An 18,476-nucleotide genomic window follows, 5' to 3' on the forward strand; every position below is an offset into this window, starting at 1 on the left:
GGTCTTTTCCGGTCTTCGTGGATCAGGTCGCCACGGCCCCACGAAGACCGCGACGCCCTCCCTGAGGCCCGCCGCCCGGCTCCGTCAGGGCAGCCCCTTGGTGTGGGCGATGCCCAGCAGACCGATACGGGAGCCGATGCCCAGCACCTGGTACATACGGCGCAGGTGGTAGTTGACGGTGTGCGGCGACAGATGGATCTCGGCGGCGATCTGCCGGTTGGTCAGCCCGCCGATCACCAGCCGGGCGATGGCCCGCTGCCGCTCGTTGAGCGCCTCCCACGGGCCGGTCCGGGCGGACGTCACCGCGGTGGCCGCGTCCGGCGCGACGGCGGTGGCCGGGGCGGGCGCCGTTCCCGGCCGCCCGTCCGGCACCGTCCCGACGGCGGGCACCGGCTCGGGCCGCGCCTGCGGTGCCAGGAGCGGGCCCCCGGCCGCGTACGCCCGGGGCCGGTCGGCGCGGGCCGCGGCGAGCGGCGGCGCGGCGCTCCCCGCGGGGACCCGGGCGGGGTGGACGGTGCGGGCCCGCCGGCTCCCGGAGGCGTGCCGGACGCGCGGACTCCGGGCGGACGCCGGGTGCCCGGCCGGGCGGGCGTACGCGGAGCGCCGGGGCGGCTGCGGAGCGGCCTGCTGCCGCAGCGCGGCCCGTACGGTCGGCGGCACGGAGTCGTGGAGGACGCGCCAGAGCAGTTCACCGGTGAAGGCCAGGTCACGGCTGTCCGCGCTCAGCACCCCGGCGGCGATGGCCTCCTCGGTGGCGGGCAGCAGCTCGCTGGGGGTGAGCCCGAGGACGTGCGCCAGCTCGGCGAAGACGATCCGGGGGCCGAGGACCGCCGCGACGGGCACCATCCGGCGGCACTCCTGCGACCATCCCCGGGTCAGGCTCCGCACGAGGGCGCTCACCCGCGCGGGCACCGGCCCGTCCACGAGCTCGACGGCCGCGCCGCCGCGGATCCGCCGCTCCTCGACCAGCCCCTCCATCAGCGCCCGCGTGAGCCGGGGATGACCGCCGGCACCGGCCAGCTCGCGCCGCAGCGCGGGGCCGGGGCGACGCCCGAAGAAGTCGGCGGCCAGGACGTCGAGCGCGGCGGCGGGGAGCGGCGGCAGCATCCACCGTTCCTGGTAGCCGGCCATGCCCAGGAGGATCTCCTCGGCCGGCCGGTGGTCCCGGCCCGCGCGGCGGGCGGTGATCCAGACCACGGGTGCGTCGATGAGACCGCCGCGCAGCCGGTACAGGCTCCGCGCCTCCTCCTCACCCGCGCAGTGCAGATCGTCGAGGAGGACGGCCAGCGGGCGGTCCGTCGGTAAGCACCCCTCGGGCAGCCCGTTGACGACGGCGTACCCGGCCTCCCGCGCCACCCGGCCCGCCTCCCGCAGCATCCGCGACTTCCCGATGCCGGGCGGGCCCTCGAACGTCAGCAGCGCACTGCCGGGCACCGGCGGGGCCTCGACCAGCTCCCGCACCCCGGCGGTCTCCTCCGTACGCCCGCGCAGGGGCAGTTCATGCGGGCCGGGCAGAACATGCATGTCTGTATCGCCTTCGTCGTCGGGACGGCCGCCGTCGCGCGGTGACACCGGGCACCGCCCGGCACCTCACGCCCCGTGGGGAGATAAAGAAAAGAAGGGGTCCGTACAGAAGAAGAAGGGCTATACGGAAACCGCGCGGCACCGCCGGTGCCCCCGCCCCGTCCACGCCCTGAACGCGCTCCGATCAGCGCCCGCGCGACGTGCCCCCCGTGTGCACATGCGTCCTCCCCCTTGTGCGTACGACCCGTGTCCGACCCAACGCATCGTCACCGTAACACAGCCTTTGGATGCGGTCGTTACATTACTTTCGGCGGGCAATTGCGCAGCTCAGAGAGGTAGTTAGGGCTTTCTCTCCACGCGAGAAACGAGGCCCTGGAACGGGTTGCATGCGCGTGGTACAGAACCTCGACGCACCGGGTCCGCCAAGGGAGATCCGTAGGGGTCCCCGTCGTGGACACCGGCGTCCGCGCACGGACCCCACGCACGGAAAAGGCGGCCCGCACCGGCGGACCGCCGAAGAACACCGCGAGCGCCGCCGCCCGCCCCGGGCGCTACGACGCCATCGGCAGCGCCGCGCCCTCCCGCCATTTGAGGATCTTGTCGAAGCTGACCACGGCGCCTCTTCGGCCCGTCCCGGTGGCGTACCGGACGTGGTCGGTGAGCGCCTCGATGAGGAAGAGGCCCCGGCCGTCCTCGGCGTCGGCGGGGGCGGGCGGCGGGGTGAGCAGGGCCGGGTCGGCGGAGCGGGGGGCGCGGACGAAGCCGGGGCCGGAGTCGCTGACCTCGATGTGACAGGTGTCGCCGTCGATGTACGCCGTGACGCGGTAGTCGGAGCCGTCCTCGCCACCGCCGTGTTCGACGGCGTTCGCGCACGCCTCGGAGAGGGCGACCGACAGGTCGTAGCAGATGTCCGGATCGACGCCGGCGGTCTCCATCGCCCCCAGCAGCAGGCGCCGGGCAAGCGGCACACTGGCCGGTTCCCGGCGCAGATGGAGTGACCACCACATGCTCATCGCTCCAGCCTCCTGGCCGCGGCTCGACATACCGTTACGTATTGCCGCCGTAGGAGCGACGTAAGCATGCGCGGGGCGGCACACCGCTCGTTCGGCGGATGCGGAGTACCGAGCGCGCCGTGTAAGTGCGCTCCGGGGTATGCGCCCCCGCGCGCCCCGGTGTCCTCCGGTGGGCCCCTCAGGCGCCCCCGCGCGCCGACCTGCCGTAGGCCGCCCGTGACGCGGGTGGGATGATGGCGCGGCCATGACTGCCCCCGCCCGCCACGCGCGCGCCGCCGCCGATCTGCGGCTGCTGAGGGCCGCGGTGTTCACCGCGGTCTGCGTCGCGCTGTCCGCGGCCGGGCACATGGCCGGCTCCCTGGCCACCGTCCCGGTGTGGACGCTCGCCGCCGGGTGCGCCGCCGTCCTCCTCGTCGCCGCGCCACTGGCCGGACGGGAACGCTCCCTGCCCGGTATCGCCGCGGCGCTCACCGTCGGGCAGCTCGCCCTGCACGCCCTGTTCGCCACCGGGCAGCGCTGCGCCGCCCCGGGCACCACGGCGGGCGGGCGGCTCGACGAGGCGACGGTCATCGCTCTCGCACGGCGTCTGACCTGCGGTCTCGACGGCGTACGGCTCGGCGGCGAGACCGCGCAGCGCATCGTCGCGGAGAACGGCTTCGACCCGGCCGACCCGCGGACCGCCGAGGTCCTCGGCACCGGCGGCGCGCACGGTATGGCCGGAACCGGAATGGACCACCTCGCGGGCGCGCCGATGGCGCACTCGCTGCTGCCGTCGCTGCCGATGCTGCTCGGCCACATCCTCGCCGCACTGGCCGCCGGCTGGCTGCTGCGCCGCGGCGAGGCGGCCCTGTGGCGGCTGATCCGGCTCTCCGCACCGGTGGCGCACGAGGCCGCGGCGCGGGCCCTGGCCGGGGCGCTGCGCTCCGCGCTGGCGCTCGTCCGCGTCCTCCTCGCCGGGCTGCCCGGTCACCGCACCGGCCCCGCGGCGCCCCTCGCGCACGCGGCGGGCCCGTCCGGGCCCGAGGATCCGGCACTCCAGCACAGCGTCGTCCGGCGGGGCCCGCCCGCCGCGGTCCCGGGGCACGTCCGCACCGCCGGATACGCCCTCGCGGCCTGACGCGCACGCCCCGCCCGGCCTCCGGGTACGGGCTCCAGCGCCGTCACCGCCTGCGCCGGACCTTCCCTCGCGCGGCGCGCCGATGCCGGACGCATCGCCGCGCCGACGCCTGACGCTCTGCGCGTCGACACCGTTTTCGTCGACGCCTTCGACGCCGATGTGGAGACCTTTCGCCATGGCTTTTGCGACCACACCTCAGAACGACCCCCACCCGGCGGCACCGGCCGCCACCCCGTCCGCGCCGCGGCGCGCCCGGCGCCTCGCGCGGCGCCTGCCGGTGATCGGCGGCCTCGCGGCGGGCGGTGTGCTGCTGCTGGCCGCGCCCGCCTTCGCGCACGTCACCGTGCAGCCCGGCACCGCCGAACAGGGCGGCTACGCCACCGTCGGCATCAAGGTGCCGAACGAGCGGGACAACGCCTCGACGGTCAAGGTCGAGGTGACCTTGCCGACCGACCACCCGCTGGCGTCCGTCATGCCGCAGCCGGTGCCCGGCTGGACCGTCGAGGTCACCGAGGCGAAGCTGGCCAAGCCGCTGGAGATGCACGGCGAGAAGATCGACAAGGCGCCGTCGAAGATCACGTGGACGGCGGACGGCAAGGGCATCGCCCCGGGCCAGTTCCAGCAGTTCCCGCTCTCCATCGGCCAGCTTCCCGAGCACGCCGACCAGATCGCCTTCAAGGCGCTCCAGACGTACGACAACAAGGAGGTCGTGCGCTGGATCGAACCGGCGAAGAAGGGCGCCCCGGAGCCGGAGAACCCGGCGCCGGTCCTCGCCCTCACCCCGCCCGCCGGGGACGCCGGTGACGCCAAGCCCGCGGCCACCACGACCGCCGCCGCGGCCGCCTCCGGCAGCGACACCACGGCCCGGGTCCTCGGCGTCGTCGGCATCGTCGTCGGCATCATCGGAGTCGGCTTCGGCGTCCTCGCCGGACGCCGCCGCACCGCCTGACCGCCTCCGGGCCGGCGTCCGCGCGACGCCGGCCCGGCCCCCCGTTCACCGACCCCCGGACATATCGCCATGCGTGGAAAGACCCTGCTCGCCGCCGTCCTCACGGCGGCCGCCGCCCTCACCCTGACCGCCTGCGGGCCCGACGACGGCGGCGGCGACAAGCCCGCCGCGTCGGTCTCCGGCGCCACCGCCAAGCCGATCGTCACGCTCGACAACCCGATCGAGAAGCCGGACCTCACCCTCACCGACTCCGACGGCACGTCCTACGACCTGCTGGCGAAGACGAAGGGCCACCCGACCCTCATCTACTTCGGCTACACCAACTGCCCGGATGTCTGCCCGCTGACGATGGCCAACCTCGCCGTCGCCGTGAAGCAGCTCCCCAAGGCCGAACAGGACGATCTGCGGGTCCTGTTCATCACCTCCGACCCGGAGCGCGACACCCCCGAGGCCCTGAAGAAGTGGCTCGGCGGCATCAACAAGAACTTCACCGGCCTGACCGGCAAGTTCGCCGACATCCAGCGGGGCGCCCGCGACGTCAACATCGGCATCGACAAGCCGGTGGTGAAGAAGAACGGCGACGTGGTCTCCACCCACGGCGCGCAGGTCCTGCTGGCCTCCCCCAAGGACGACCGCATCCACTGGATGGGCATGCAGGACGCCACCCCCGAGAACTACGCCGCCGCACTCCCGAAGATCATCAAGGGGCAGAACCCGTGAACCGCCGCACCCTCGCCGCCACCGCCCTCGCCGCCGTCTGCGCCCTCGGCCTCGCCGGCTGCGGCGGCTCCGGTACGTCGGACAAGTCCGGCGCCCCCGCAGCCGCCGACGCCGCGAAGAGAGCCCCGCGGCTGAAGGTCTCCGGCGCGTACATGCCGCAGCCGGTCACCGACAAGATGGCCGGGGCGTTCCTCACCGTCGAGAACACCGGCGGCGCCGACAAGCTGACCTCCGTCACCAGCGACCTCGCCGACGACGTCTCCCTGCACATCACCAAGGGCAACGCCATGGAGCACGTCGCCTCCCTCCCCGTCCCGGCGGGCGGCGCGCTGAAGCTGGCCAGCGGCGGCAACCACGTCATGTTCATGGGCCTCAAGCGCAAGCCCGCCGAGGGCGACAAGGTCACCGTCGAACTGCACTTCGCCAAGGCCGGCCCGATCACCGTCCAGGTCCCGGTGAAGTCCGCGACGTACCGGCCCGGCGACGCCGGTGGCGGACACGACGGAGGCATGGGGGACATGGACCACATGGATCACTCCGGGGGCGCGGGCCACTCCGGGCACGGCCGCAAGTAGCCGGCCCGGGGGCGGGCTGCCGGTTGTGCGCCGCCCTTGGGGGCGCCGGTCCGGTGGCGCGTCCCTGGGATGCGCCGGTCCGGTGGCCCGCCCAGGGGCACGCCGGTCCGGTGGCCCGCCCAAGGGCACGCCGGTCCGGTGGCCCGCCCGAGGGGCGCCCGCCGCCCGCAGGCCCCCGGGTACGTCCGCTCCGTACCCGGGCCCCGCGGCCACTCGACGAACTCGACGAACACGAAGGGGAGCACCCATGACGACGCCCACCGGCACCGCCGCCCGTCCCCGGCGCGGTGCCGTCCGGCTCCGGCGGGCGGTGGCCGCGCGGCTGCCGGCCGTCGCCGTGGCCCTGTGCACTCTGCTGCTCGCCACCGCCGCACCGGCCCAGGCCCACGCGGCGCTGACCGGCAGCGACCCGGCCCAGGGCGCGGTGGTGGCGCACGCCCCGGAGCAGGTCACGCTCAGCTTCTCCGAGGGCGTGGCGATGGGCGACGACTCCGTACGGGTCCTCGATCCGCACGGCACCCGCGTCGACCGCGGCAAACTCCGCGACCTGTGCAGCGGCGAGAGCGTCAAGTACGGCACGGGCCTGCCGCCCGGCCTGCCCGACGGCACGTACACCGTCGCCTGGCAGGCGGTCTCCGCCGACAGCCACCCGGTCTCCGGCGCGTTCACCTTCTCCATCGGCGCGCCGTCCGCCACCAAGGCGCCGCTGCCGCAGCAGGAGGCGGGCGGCGGCCCGGCCGGCGCGCTCTACGGCGTCGCCCGCTACCTCGCCTACGCCGGGTTCGTGCTGCTCTTCGGCGGCGCCGCGTTCGTCCTGCTCTGCCGCCCCGCCGCGGCGGGCGTCCGCTCCGTGCAGCGGCTGACCGTGCACGGCGGCTGGGTCCTCCTCACCGCCGCGACCCTCGCCCTCCTGCTGCTCCGCGGCCCCTACACCGGCTCCGGCGACCTCGCCGGCATCGCCGACCTCGACTCCCTCCGCGCCGTCCTGGCCACGAAGACCGGCATCGCCCTCACCGCCCGCCTGCTCCTCCTCGCCGCCGCCGCGCTCTTCGTCACGCTGCTCTTCGGCGCGTACGAACGGACGCGGCGGGCGGCGGACGCGGGCGGCGTGGAAGGCGCACCGGGAGGCGCGGCCCGTACGGGTCCCGCCCCGGGCGAGGCGACGGCCCCCGGTCCTACGGGGGACGCGGCGGACCCCGGCTCCCCCGGCGGTCCGGCCCAAGGCTCCGGCGCCGCGGCGCGGGTACGGCTGCGGCGGCTCACCGCCGGGCTCACCGCGGGCGGTGCGCTGCTCGCCGTCGCGACCGCCGCGACCTGGTCGTTCGCCGAGCACGCCTCCACGGGGCTGCAGCCGGGTCTCGCCATCCCCGTCGATCTGCTGCATCTGCTCGCCGTCGCCACCTGGCTCGGCGGCCTCGCCGCCCTCGTCGTCTCCCTGTACTGGGGGCCGCCGGTGGAACGCGCCGCCGTCCGCCGCTTCTCCCGCCTCGCCTTCGGCTCGGTCCTCGCCCTGGTGGCCACCGGCCTCTACCAGTCCTGGCGCCAGGTCGGCACCGTCCACGCACTGACCGGCACCGCCTACGGCCGGCTCCTGATGTTCAAGGCGGGCCTGGTCCTCCTCCTCGTCGGCCTCGCCTGGATCTCCCGCCGGTGGACGGGACGCCTGACGGAGAACGAAGCGGGGGCGGGGGCCGGGAGCGGTACGGAGGCCGGTACGGCGGAAGCGGCCGGTACGGCCCCGGCCACCGTTCCCGGCCAGGCGCCCGCCCCGGGGACGGAGACGGACGCGGCGGCGGACCCGGCGGCGGAGCCCCGCCCCGAGGCCGCACCGGACACGCCCGGGGAGCCCGCGGCGGACCCGGCAGCCCCGGCGCGCGCCGCCACACCGGAGCGCACCGGCGCCGACGCACGCCCCGCCCCCGCGCTCCGGGACGCCCCGGACTCCGCCCCCGAGGCGGCGCCCCCCGCCCCCGTGGGGGAAACCGCCCCCGACCCCGTACGGGCCGCCCAACTCGCGCGCCAGCGGGCGGCGTTGAGCACCGCACGGGTCAAGCGGGAGCGCGACGCCGACCCGCAGCGGCTCGGGCTGCGCCGTTCGGTGCTGGCCGAGGCGGGCGTCGCCGTCGTCGTCCTCGCCGTCACCACCGTGCTGACCGGGACCGAGCCTGCCCGCACCGAGGCCGCCCTCCGGGCCGCCTCCGCCGAACGGTCCCCCGACGCCAACCAGCCCCGGGTCCTGACCATCCCGTTCGACACCGGCGGCCCGCACGGCGAGGGCACCGCCCGTATCGACCTCGACCCCGGCCGCGCGGGCGGCGGCAACCAGCTCCGGGTACGGATCTCCGACCCCTCCGGGGCCACCATGGACGTCCCCGAGATGAAGGTCTCCTTCACCCTGGGCGCCCAGCGCCTCGGCCCGCTCCCGGTGGCCGCCACCCACACCGGCAAGGGCCACTGGAGCGCCACCGACGTCCAGTTGCCCGTCCCCGGCCGCTGGCAGCTCTCCCTCCTCGTGAGGACCTCCGACATCGACCAGGTGACCGAGACCAGGAACGTGACGATCGACCGATGAGCACCAAGAAGCCGCACGGCAACCGCGCAGCGACACCGGGCGCGAAGCCCGTCCCCCCGCAGACCCCGCGCCCCGGAACCGCCCCGTCCGCACCGGCGGCCCCGGACACGCCCGCCGACGGCCCCACCGTCGAGCTGTCCCGCCGCCGTCTGCTCGGCACCGTCGGCGCCGCCGGGGCCGCCGGACTCGTCGTCGGCGGCGCGGGCGGCGTCATCGGCACGGCCGCCGCCCACGGCGACGCGCCCGCCCCGCTCACCGCCATCGGCACCACCCGCGTCCCCTTCCGCGCCGACCGCGCCGCCCACCAGCCCGGCATCACCACCCCGCTCCAGGCCAGCGGCCACCTCGCCGCCTTCGACCTCGCGCCGGACGCCGACCGCAAGGCCGCCGCCGCCCTGCTGCGCCGCTGGACCCGCACCGCCCGGGAGCTGATGGAGGGCCGCGCCCCCGCCCACGACACCGCCGTCGCCGCCGACGCCGGCCCGTCCTCCCTCACCGTCACCTTCGGCCTCGGCCACTCCTTCTTCGACCGCACCGGCCTGACGAAGCAGCGCCCCGGCCAGCTCGACCCGCTGCCCGACTTCTCCGCCGACGCCCTCGACCCGAAGCGCAGCAACGGCGACCTCTGGCTCCAGATCGGCGCCGACGACGCCCTCGTCGCCTTCCACGCCCTGCGCGCCCTCCAGAAGGAAGCCGCCCCCACCGCCCGCCTGCGCTGGCAGATGAACGGCTTCAACCGCACCCCCGGCGCCACCGCCCGCCCCATGACCACCCGCAACCTCATGGGCCAGCTCGACGGCACCAACAACCCCAAGCCGTCCGACCCCGACTTCGACACCCGTATCTTCGTCGGCCGCGACGCCGACGCCACCTGGATGCGCGGCGGCTCGTACGCCGTCGTCCGCCGCATCCGGATGCTCCTCGACGACTGGGAGCGGCGCTCCCGCACCGACCAGGAGAAGATCATCGGGCGCCGCAAGGACACCGGCGCGCCCCTGACCGGCGGCGACGAGACCACACCGATGCGCCTGGACGCCAACCGCCCCGACGGCCTGCCCGTCATCCCCGCCAACGCCCACGCCCGCATCGCCGCCCCCGAGACCAACCAGGGCGCCGCGATGCTGCGCCGCCCGTTCTCGTACCACGACGGCTTCCGGGACGACGGCGCCCCGGACGCCGGGCTCCTCTTCATCTGCTGGCAGGCCGATCCGCTGCGCGCCTTCACCCAGGTCCAGCGCAAACTCGACCGCGGCGACGCCCTCTCCCCCTTCCTCCGCCACGAGGCCAGCGGCCTGTACGCCGTCCCGCCCGCCCCGGAATCCGGCGGGTACGTGGCCCAGCCCCTGCTGGAGGGATGACGGATATCCACAAGGTGGCGGCCGGCGGCGGCCGCCCTGTGGACGGCGGACCGGCCCCCCGCGCGGGCTCGGTATCGTGACGGCACAGGGAGATCGGCGGGGCACCCCGCCGCGAACGCGAGGGAGACACCCGCATGTCGGCCAGTCGCTACACCTATCTCGGCCCGGCGGGCACCTTCACCGAAGCCGCACTGCGCACCCTCCCCGAGGCGGCCACCCGCGAGCTGGAGCCGATGGTCTCCGTGCCCGCCGCCCTCGACGCCGTCCGCGGCGGTGAGGCCGCCGCCGCCCTCGTCCCCATCGAGAACTCCGTCGAGGGCGGCGTCACCACCACCCTCGACGAACTCGCCGCCGGCGAACCCCTGATGATCTACCGCGAGGTGCTGCTGCCGATCGCCTTCGCGCTGCTGGTCCGCCCCGGCACCTCCCTCGCCGACGTCAAGACCGTCACCGGCCACCCCGTCGCCCAGCCGCAGGTCCGCAAGTGGCTCGCCGCCCAACTCCCCGACGCCGCCTGGGAATCCGCCGCCTCCAACGCCGACGGCGCCCGCCTCGTCCAGGAGGGCCGCTACGACGGCGCGTTCGCCGGTGAGTTCGCCGCCGCCACCTACGGCCTGGAGCCGCTGGTCACCGACATCCACGACGCGCAGAACGCCGCCACCCGCTTCGTCCTCGTCGGCCGCCCGGCCCGCCCCGCCGCACCGACCGGCGCCGACAAGACCTCGCTGGTGCTGTGGCTGCGCGCCGACCACCCCGGCGCGCTCCTCGAACTCCTCCAGGAGTACGCGGTCCGCGGCGTCAACATGATGCGTATCGAATCCCGGCCGACGGGCGAGGGCATCGGCCGGTACTGCTTCTCCGTCGACTGCGAGGGGCACATCACCGACCGTCGGGTCGGCGAGGTCCTGATGGGCCTCAAGCGGATCTGCCGCGGCGTCCGCTTCCTCGGCTCGTACCCCCGCGCCGACCAGGTCGCGGCGACCGTCCGCCCCGATATGACCGACGCGGCCTTCACCGACGCCGCCGACTGGCTCAACCGCTGCCAGGACGGCCGCCCTTGACGCGGGCGGACGCCTGACGGCGCGGGGCGCCCGGAGCGGCGACTTCCGGCCGCCGCCGGACGCCCGCACGGTCCCGTCCGACGCCCCCACCACGGGTGTTTCCACCCCCCTGTGGACTGTCCACAGGGTTATCCACAGGGGCGTTCCGGCGCCTGTGGGTAACCACTCGCGGGATTCGGACGGAATCGACAAATCACTCTGCCGACCCCAGACCTCACCACCTCGGCCCACACCGCCACACCTCGAACCGCGTCATCCCTTTTTCCGTGATCAGCCCTTTAGGGCTAGGTAACGCCACACGAAAGAGTGCGTGAAGAGGGTTTGGACACCTAATCCACGGCAGCGGATTCACCGCCCGGAGGTGCAAGTTCCGAGTTCCACAGATTCCACACACAGCCTGTGGATAAGAATGCCCACACCCCCCAAGCCTGTGGACAACTCGGCTTCCCCCTACCGCGCACCCCCGGAAATCCCCACCCGGAGACCGCCACGCCGCCCCGCCCCCACCACCCCGGACACCCCTCTCCACACCCCGGAAAACCGCCACGCCACGACATGAACGGCACCCCCGCGTCCGCCACGGGAATGCGCCGAATTCCTCCCGCCATTCCCTCCTCGCCGCCCCGCCCAGGCCCCCGGACCGACCCCCGCGCCTTCCCATACCTGCACAGAATAAATAACCCCAAAACAGACATTGCGCCATGCGCGGGAATATCGCGTCGAGCCCTGCCACCCCTCCCGGTAGCCTGGGAGGGTGATTGACCTTCGCCTGCTTCGTGAGGACCCCGACCGTGTGCGCGCCTCCCAGCGCGCCCGTGGAGAGGACGTCGCGCTCGTCGACGCCCTGCTCTCCGCCGACGAACGGCGCAGGTCGTCCGGCGTCCGCTTCGACGAACTGCGCGCCGAGCAGAAGGCGCTCGGCAAGCTGATCCCCAAGGCCACCGGCGACGAGAAGGCCGTCCTGCTGAAGAAGGCCGGCGAACTCTCCGCCGCCGTCAAGGCCGCCGACGCCGCCCAGGACGAGGCGAAGGAAGAGGCCCAGGCCCTCCTCCAGAAGCTCGGCAACCTCGTCCACCCCGACGTCCCCGTCGGCGGCGAGGAGGACTTCACCGTCCTGGAGACCCACGGCGGCATCCGCGACTTCGCCGCCGAGGGCTTCGAGCCCAAGGACCACCTGGAGATCGGCGAACTCCTCGGCGCCATCGACGTCGAACGCGGCGCCAAAGTCTCCGGCTCGCGCTTCTACTACCTCACCGGCGTCGGCGCCCTGCTGGAGCTGGCCCTGGTCAACGCCGCCATCGCCCAGGCCACCGCCGCCGGCTTCACCCCGATGCTCACCCCGGCGCTGGTCCGCCCCCGCGCCATGGAGGGCACCGGCTTCCTCGGCCAGGCCGCCGAGAACGTCTACCACCTGGAGCGCGACGACTACTACCTGGTCGGCACCTCCGAGGTCCCGCTCGCCGCGTACCACATGGACGAGATCGTCGAGGCGGAGAAGCTGCCGCTGCGGTACGCGGGCTTCTCGCCCTGCTTCCGCCGCGAGGCCGGTACGTACGGCAAGGACACCCGGGGCATCTTCCGGGTGCACCAGTTCGACAAGGTCGAGATGTTCTCGTACGTCGCGCCGGACGACGCGGAGAACGAGCACCGCCGCCTCCTGGACTGGGAGAAGCAGTGGCTGACCGGCCTGGAGCTGCCGTTCCAGGTCATCGACGTCGCCACGGGTGACCTCGGCGCCTCCGCCTCGCGCAAGTTCGACTGCGAGGCGTGGATCCCCACCCAGGGCAAGTACCGCGAGCTGACCTCCGCCTCGAACTGCAACGAGTTCCAGGCCCGCCGGCTCTCCGTCCGGATGCGCGAGACCGTCGACGGCAAGCAGAAGGTGCAGCCGCTCGCGACCCTCAACGGCACGCTCTGCGCCGTCCCCCGCACCATCGTGGCGATCTTCGAGAACCACCAGCAGGCCGACGGCTCCGTGCGGGTCCCGGCGATGCTCCGCCCGTACCTCGGCGGCCGGGAGATCCTGGAGCCCGTCGCCAAGTGACCGCCTCCGGATCCGCCTCCGACCTGCCCTACCAGCTCATCGCGACGGACCTCGACGGGACGCTGCTGCGGGAGGACGGCACGATCTCCGCCCGCACCCGCGCGGCCCTCGCCACGGCCACCGCCGCCGGCGCCGCCCACATCGTGGTGACCGGCCGCGCGGTGCCCTGGACCCGTCCCATATTGGAAGGGCTCGACTACCGGGGTATCGCGGTCTGCGGGCAGGGCTCGCAGGTCTACCACGCGGGCGAACGCCGTCTGCTGACCTCGGTGACCCTCGACCGCCAGCTCGCCGGTCTCGCCCTCGCCAAGATCGAGGTGGAGACCGGCCCGCTGCGGCTGGCCGTCAGCCGCGACGGCATCGAGGGCGAGGTCCTGGTCGGCCCGGGCTACCGGCACAAGGAGGGTCCGCTCCCGGCCGTCCCCGTCGACGACCACGCCGAGCTGTGGACCGCCCCGGTCAACAAGGTCTACCTCCAGCACCCGACGCTGAGCGATGACGCGCTGGCGGAGGCCGCCCGCGCGACCGCCGGTGACCTCGTCGGCGTGACGGTCTCCGGGCCCCACCTCGTCGAACTGCTCCCCCTCGGCCTGACCAAGGTCACCGGCCTCTCCCTGGCGGCCCGCCGCCTCGGCATCAAGGCCCACTCCACCATCGCCTTCGGCGACATGCCCAACGACCTCACCATGTTCGCCTGGGCCGCCCACGGCGTCGCCATGGGCAACGCCCACCCCGAGCTGAAGGCCGTCGCCGACGAGATCACCGCGTCGAACGAGGACGACGGCATCGCGGTGGTGCTGGAGCGGTTGTACGGGGGACTCTGAGGCCCGCCCGTCCCCGCTCCGGCGGGGACGGGGCCTTCTTCCGCCGGGGCCTCCGCCCGGCGGGCCCGTCCGGCCCGCCACCCCTGAACCGGCCCTGGTCTGCGCTTCCAGCGATCCGTGTACCCTCAACGTATGAGTTGTAGGATGACTGGGCAACCGGGCAGGATGAGGGTGTGAGGACGGATGGCGTTGCAGGCGGCGGGGCGGCGGTCCCTGGTGGACACGGTCGTCGAGGCGTTGCGAGCGCAGCTCGTCGCCGGTGAGTGGAAGGTCGGGGAGCGGATTCCCACCGAGCACGCGCTCGCCGAGCAGCTCGAAGTCGGCCGTAACACCGTCCGGGAGGCGGTACGGGTCCTGGTGCACGCCGGGATGTTGCGGTCCCGGCAGGGCGAGGGGACGTTCGTGGTGTCCGCCGCCGACCCGGGCGCGATCATGCGCGGGGTGCAGCGGGCCGGGATCCGCGACGTGCTGGAGGTGCGGATCGCGCTGGAGGCGGAGGCCGCGCGGCTTGCGGCGGTCCGCCACGAGCCCGCCGACCTGGAGCGGATGCGGGCGGCGCTCGACGCGCAGGCGCATCTGGAGGACGACGAGGGGCAGCCCGCGCACGGCAATCTGGAGCTGTACGCGGATCATGACGTCGCGTTCCACCGGGCCGTGGTCGAGGCGGCGCACAACACCGCACTGACGGCGACGTACGGCTGGTTCAGCAGTTCCGTACGGGAGGCGCTGGTCACGGCGTTGGACGACCAGGCGATTCCGAAGATCGTGCACGGTGATCACCATGCGGTCATGGAGGCCATCGCCTCCGGCGATCCGGAGGCCGCCGAGCGGGCGGTCCGGGCGCTGCTGGCCAAGCCGAGGGACGCCCTGGAGACGCTGCTCGCGGAGCGGTGAGGCGGGCGGCGGACGGGGGCGGCGGCGCCGGTCACGGGGTGTGGATCGGTGGCGGGCTGGCGGGCTGCGGGGGCTGTTCGGTCCCTGTGAGGGGAGCGGCTTCGGGCCCGTAGGGGTCCGGTCCCGTGAGAGTCCGGGTCCCATGGGGGCCGGGCTCCGTGGGGCGGGTTCGGCCCGGTGGGAGCTGTAGGGGGCCCTTGGGGCTGATCGGCCGGTCGCCGGTGAACGGTCATCGCCATCCGTGACCGTTCGCCGGGGTTCCGCCGGGGTTCCGCCGGGCGGATTTTCCCGGTCCCGCGTCTCCCTCCCCGTCCCTTTTCTCTTCATCCGCCCCCTTTCCTCTCCCCCTTCTCTCTTTTCCCTTCTCCTTCTCCCTTCCTCCTTTCTCTGAGTTCCGATTGGTGAGGTGTGTGCGCATGTCCGGGTTCAGATCCGAGGCCCCGTTGTCGGAGGCCCCTTTGATCGATGCCGAGGAGGATCTGGCGGCGGCGCCGCGGGTCGTCGTGGCGCGGCGGCGGTTGCGGGCGCATCCGGCGCTGCTGCTGACCGGGATCGTGCTGGCGTCGTTGAACATGCGGGCGGCGCTGGCGGGGGTGTCACCGCTGCTCGGTGAGATCGGGGGGCACTTCGGGCTGGCGGCGACGGCGAGCAGTCTGGTGACGGCGATTCCGCTGGTGTTCATGGGGCTCGGGTCGATCGTCGCGCCGAAACTGGCCCGGCGGTGGGGTACGGAGACGGTGCTGTGCGGGGCGTTGGTGCTGCTGTGCGGCGGGATCGTGCTGCGGGTGGCGCCGCCGGTGGTGGCGCTGTTCGCCGGGTGCGCGGTGGTGGGCACGGCGATAGCCCTGCTGAACGTGTTGATGCCCGGCCTGATCAAGCGGGACTTCCCGGACAGGGCCGCCGGGATGACGGGGCTCTACACGACGGCGATGGTGCTGGGCGCGACGGTGTCGGCGGCGACCGCGGTGCCGTTGGAGGAGGCGCTCGGCAGTTGGCAGGGGTCGCTGGTGTCGTGGTCGCTGCTGGCGGGGGCGGCGGCGCTGGTCTGGGTGCCGCAGGCGGTGATGTCCCGTAGGGGTACGCACCACGGGGAGGCGGCGGCACGTCCGGCGCACGCGTCCGAGGACGGGCCACGGCTGAGCCGGTCGGGGCTGGCGTGGCAGGTGACGCTGTTCATGGGGTCGCAGTCGCTGGTCGCGTACGTGACGATCGCGTGGCTGCCGACGATCTTCACGGACCACGGGATGGGGAAGGGCGAGGCGGGCCTCGTCTTCGCGTTCAGCACGTTGGTGCAGATGGCGGGTTCGTTCGTGGTGCCGATGCTGGCGGGGCGGATGCGGCGGCAGCGGGCGCTGGGCGTGATGGTGTCGGCGCTGATGGCCTGCGGTGTTGTGGGGCTGCTGGTGGCGCCGGTCGCCGGGGCGTGGCTGTGGGCGGTGCTGCTGGGGCTCGGTCAGGGCGGTGCGCTGGGGCTGGCGCTGACGATGATGGTGCTGCGGTCCGGCGACGCGCATACGGCGGCCCGGCTGTCGGGGATGGCGCAGACCGGCGGGTATCTGCTGGCGGCGGTCGGTCCGTTGGCGCTCGGTGCGGTGCACCAGGTGACCGGCGGGTGGAGCGTGCCGCTGACGCTGATGCTGGTGGTGTGTGCGGGGCTGGCGCTGCTGGGGATGGGCGCGGGCCGGGACCGTCGGATCGGGGCCCCGGGGGCCTGATCGACGCGGGGACGTACGGGAGCGGGGCGGTGGCCGAGTGGGCACCGCCCCGCTTCGTGTGAGTGTGGGGGGGCGGGGCCCTACGGGGCGGGGGCGTATCCCGTACGGGTGCGTGCGTAACACCTACGGGACGGGGGCCGGGCCCGTACGGGTGCGGGTTCCGGCCCGTAAGGGTCAGGGTGCCGGGGCCGGGCTGCGGAGGTGGGCGTCGCGGGCCACGGCCTCGTGGGTGGCGCGGTGGACGGCGCGGGCGAGGCGGGCGCCCCAGAGGGAGCGGGGGCCGCCGAAGTGTTCGGTGGGGGTGGCGTTCCCGGGGGTGCGGGCGGCGACGCAGACGGCGTCGGTGGGGGTGCCGGAGGCGTCGTAGCCGTTGTCGCGGAGGGCCTGGACCTTGGCCTCGGTGGCGGTGGTGACGGCATTGACGAGCGCCGCGTCGGTGAGGGGCACGGGGAGCGCGACGAGGATGTTGATCGTGCCGGGACCGGGGTGAGGCGCGGCGCGCTGAGCCGGGACAGCGGCCCAGCCGGAGACGCCGACGCCTGCGGTGACCAGAGCTTCCGCGCCGTCTTCCGCGGTGTGGGTGGCGGTGGCGAGGACATCTGCGGCAGTCATCAGGCCCACGCCGGGCGGGGGTTGGGGCGCCGGGTGCAGGGACGGTCCGGTCAGGGCGGGGGCGGCGATGCCGGCGAGGTGGCGGTGCGGGTCGTGGCGGGTGTAGCCGTGCGGGACCTGGGCGTTGAGGAACCAGTGGCGCTCGCCCATGCCGCCGCCGAGGACGGCGCTGGAGATCATCCGCCAGCCCGGACCGGCCCGCCAGAGGAGCGCCGGGAGGACGGCGGGTGCGCCCGGACCGGCGGCGCAAGGGTGGTACAGGGTCTCGGTGGTGATCAGCGGGGTGGCGTCCGGCGCCGTCGGGGGCGCGGGTGGCGTCGGGGGTGTCACGCGGTCACCTTACGGAGAGCCCGTACGGGGCCGTCGGCGCCTCTCCCCCGTTGTGCCTTCGGTCCGCCGGCGCCTGGGCCGCTCCCTCGTGCGCGGGACCCGGACCCGTAGGGGGGCCGCCCCGGACCCCTCCGTACGCGCGGGCCCGAACCCGTACAGGACCGCCCCGAACCCCTCCCGTACGCGCGGGCCCGAACCCGTACGGCAGTCGGTGACCTGGCCCCGTACGGGCCTTGGCCCCGGGCAGTTGTCCGGTGGTTTCGGTCGTGGGGTGGGGCTCATTCGTCTCCGGCGAGGGTGAGGGAGCGGAGGCGGTGGGTGGCGTACCAGGTGGCGGCGGTGGTGACGGCGATGAGGAGGATCGCGGCGGTGGGGAGGGTCACGTCGGAGGTGACGGCGGAGTCGGGGGCGAGGCGGGCGCCGAGGGCGAGGGCCCACTGCTGGATGCTGAGGGTGCGGGCGCCGGGGACGAGGTTGCCGAAGAAGGTTTCCCAGACGAGGGCGTAGACCAGGCCGATGACGACGGCGTGGCGGGTGATCGTGCCCAGGAGCAGGAAGAGGGCGGCGTAGGCGAGGGAGGCGATGGCCGCGGCGGTGGCGTAGGCGACGGCGAGGTGCTGGCTGTTGCCGTTGAGGATGAAGCCCGCGAGGAGGACGGGGAGGGCGGAGAAGACCAGGGTGACGCCGGTGGCGACGGTGAGTTTGGTGAGGACGATGGTGCTGCGGCGGACGGGTTTGGCCAGGAGGTAGATGACGGAACCGTCGTCGATCTCCGGGCCGATGGCGCCGGTTCCGGCGATGACGCCGAGCAGCGGGACGAGGGTGGCGAGGGCGAAACCGCCGAGGATCTCCTTGGTGGTGGTGTCGTCGGCGCCGCTGAGGGTGCGGACGGCGACGGCGATGACGAGGAGGAGGGCGGGCAGGGCGAAGAGGATCAGGGCGCGCCGGCTGCCGAGGAGGGCGCGGTAGGTGAGGCGGGCGACGGTCGGGTGGAAGAGGGCGGGGGGCGGGGCCGCCGTGGTGGTGGGTGGGCTGGTGGTGGACATCTGCGGGTTCCTTCCGGGCGGGGCGGCGTCGGACGGGTGGTGGGCGTGGCCCGTACGCCGGGTGGGCGCGGGCCGTGGGACGGGGCCGTAGGGGCGGCCGGGGTTTCCGGTCGGCGTGCGGG

At 74.4% G+C, this 18,476-nt stretch carries 15 protein-coding genes; 11 read left to right on the plus strand and 4 right to left on the minus strand.

Features of this window, described 5'->3' with window-relative positions; genetic code table 11:
• Positions 1–84: 84 nt before the first annotated feature.
• Positions 85–1,524 (minus strand): LuxR C-terminal-related transcriptional regulator, encoded by a 1,440-nt coding sequence (locus tag ACGH2B_RS13105; RefSeq protein WP_399088248.1) that lies wholly within the window; start codon positions 1,522–1,524, stop codon positions 85–87.
• Positions 1,525–2,075: 551 nt separating this feature from the next.
• The gene (locus ACGH2B_RS13110) at positions 2,076–2,537 is read right to left on the minus strand and encodes an ATP-binding protein (RefSeq protein ID WP_399088250.1); all 462 of its coding nucleotides are present in this window, start codon (positions 2,535–2,537) and stop codon (positions 2,076–2,078) included.
• Between the two features lie 244 nt (positions 2,538–2,781).
• Here ACGH2B_RS13110 and ACGH2B_RS13115 point away from each other — a divergent pair, with 244 nt between their 5' ends.
• The 11 genes from ACGH2B_RS13115 (at position 2,782) to ACGH2B_RS13165 (ending at position 16,366) form a co-directional block, all read left to right on the plus strand.
• Positions 2,782–3,654, plus strand: coding sequence for a hypothetical protein (locus ACGH2B_RS13115; protein WP_399088252.1), 873 nt, complete (start codon positions 2,782–2,784; stop codon positions 3,652–3,654).
• A 175-nt stretch (positions 3,655–3,829) separates the two neighbouring features.
• On the plus strand, positions 3,830–4,603 hold the full coding sequence (locus ACGH2B_RS13120; RefSeq protein WP_399088253.1) for a YcnI family protein: 774 nt from the start codon (positions 3,830–3,832) through the stop codon (positions 4,601–4,603).
• Positions 4,604–4,672: 69 nt separating this feature from the next.
• Complete coding sequence (locus ACGH2B_RS13125; RefSeq protein ID WP_399088255.1) at positions 4,673–5,323, plus strand: SCO family protein; 651 nt, start codon at positions 4,673–4,675, stop codon at positions 5,321–5,323.
• Positions 5,320–5,898: a copper chaperone PCu(A)C gene (locus tag ACGH2B_RS13130; protein WP_399088257.1), complete on the plus strand. Its 579-nt coding sequence runs from the start codon at positions 5,320–5,322 to the stop codon at positions 5,896–5,898. The genes ACGH2B_RS13125 and ACGH2B_RS13130 overlap by 4 nt, the downstream gene beginning before the upstream one ends.
• 247 nt (positions 5,899–6,145) lie before the next feature.
• Positions 6,146–8,470: a copper resistance CopC/CopD family protein gene (locus tag ACGH2B_RS13135; protein ID WP_399088259.1), complete on the plus strand. Its 2,325-nt coding sequence runs from the start codon at positions 6,146–6,148 to the stop codon at positions 8,468–8,470.
• A complete protein-coding gene (gene efeB / locus ACGH2B_RS13140; RefSeq protein WP_399088261.1) occupies positions 8,467–9,828 on the plus strand; it encodes an iron uptake transporter deferrochelatase/peroxidase subunit in 1,362 nt (453 codons plus the stop codon). The genes ACGH2B_RS13135 and efeB overlap by 4 nt, the downstream gene beginning before the upstream one ends.
• A 134-nt stretch (positions 9,829–9,962) precedes the next feature.
• Positions 9,963–10,889: a prephenate dehydratase gene (gene pheA, locus ACGH2B_RS13145; protein WP_399088263.1), complete on the plus strand. Its 927-nt coding sequence runs from the start codon at positions 9,963–9,965 to the stop codon at positions 10,887–10,889.
• Positions 10,890–11,643: 754 nt separating this feature from the next.
• Positions 11,644–12,933 carry a serine--tRNA ligase gene (serS, locus tag ACGH2B_RS13150; RefSeq protein ID WP_399088265.1) on the plus strand — a complete coding sequence of 430 codons (1,290 nt, stop codon included), beginning with the start codon at positions 11,644–11,646 and terminating at the stop codon, positions 12,931–12,933.
• A complete protein-coding gene (locus ACGH2B_RS13155; protein ID WP_399088267.1) occupies positions 12,930–13,757 on the plus strand; it encodes an HAD family hydrolase in 828 nt (275 codons plus the stop codon). The genes serS and ACGH2B_RS13155 overlap by 4 nt, the downstream gene beginning before the upstream one ends.
• A gap of 183 nt (positions 13,758–13,940) precedes the next feature.
• Positions 13,941–14,651, plus strand: a complete 711-nt coding sequence (locus tag ACGH2B_RS13160; protein ID WP_399088269.1) for a FadR/GntR family transcriptional regulator — start codon at positions 13,941–13,943, stop codon at positions 14,649–14,651.
• A gap of 416 nt (positions 14,652–15,067) precedes the next feature.
• Entirely contained in the window at positions 15,068–16,366 is a 1,299-nt protein-coding gene (locus ACGH2B_RS13165) for a CynX/NimT family MFS transporter (RefSeq protein ID WP_399088271.1), read from the plus strand.
• 174 nt (positions 16,367–16,540) lie between these two features.
• Here ACGH2B_RS13165 and ACGH2B_RS13170 read toward each other — a convergent pair whose 3' ends face one another.
• On the minus strand, positions 16,541–17,254 hold the full coding sequence (locus ACGH2B_RS13170; RefSeq protein WP_399096973.1) for an adenosylcobinamide amidohydrolase: 714 nt from the start codon (positions 17,252–17,254) through the stop codon (positions 16,541–16,543).
• Between the two features lie 332 nt (positions 17,255–17,586).
• Positions 17,587–18,354 (minus strand): ABC transporter permease, encoded by a 768-nt coding sequence (locus ACGH2B_RS13175; protein ID WP_399088273.1) that lies wholly within the window; start codon positions 18,352–18,354, stop codon positions 17,587–17,589.
• Positions 18,355–18,476 lie beyond the last annotated feature (122 nt).

The organism is Streptomyces sp. BBFR2 (genome assembly GCF_044497305.1).
In the GTDB taxonomy this organism is placed as follows: Bacteria; Actinomycetota; Actinomycetes; order Streptomycetales; family Streptomycetaceae; genus Streptomyces.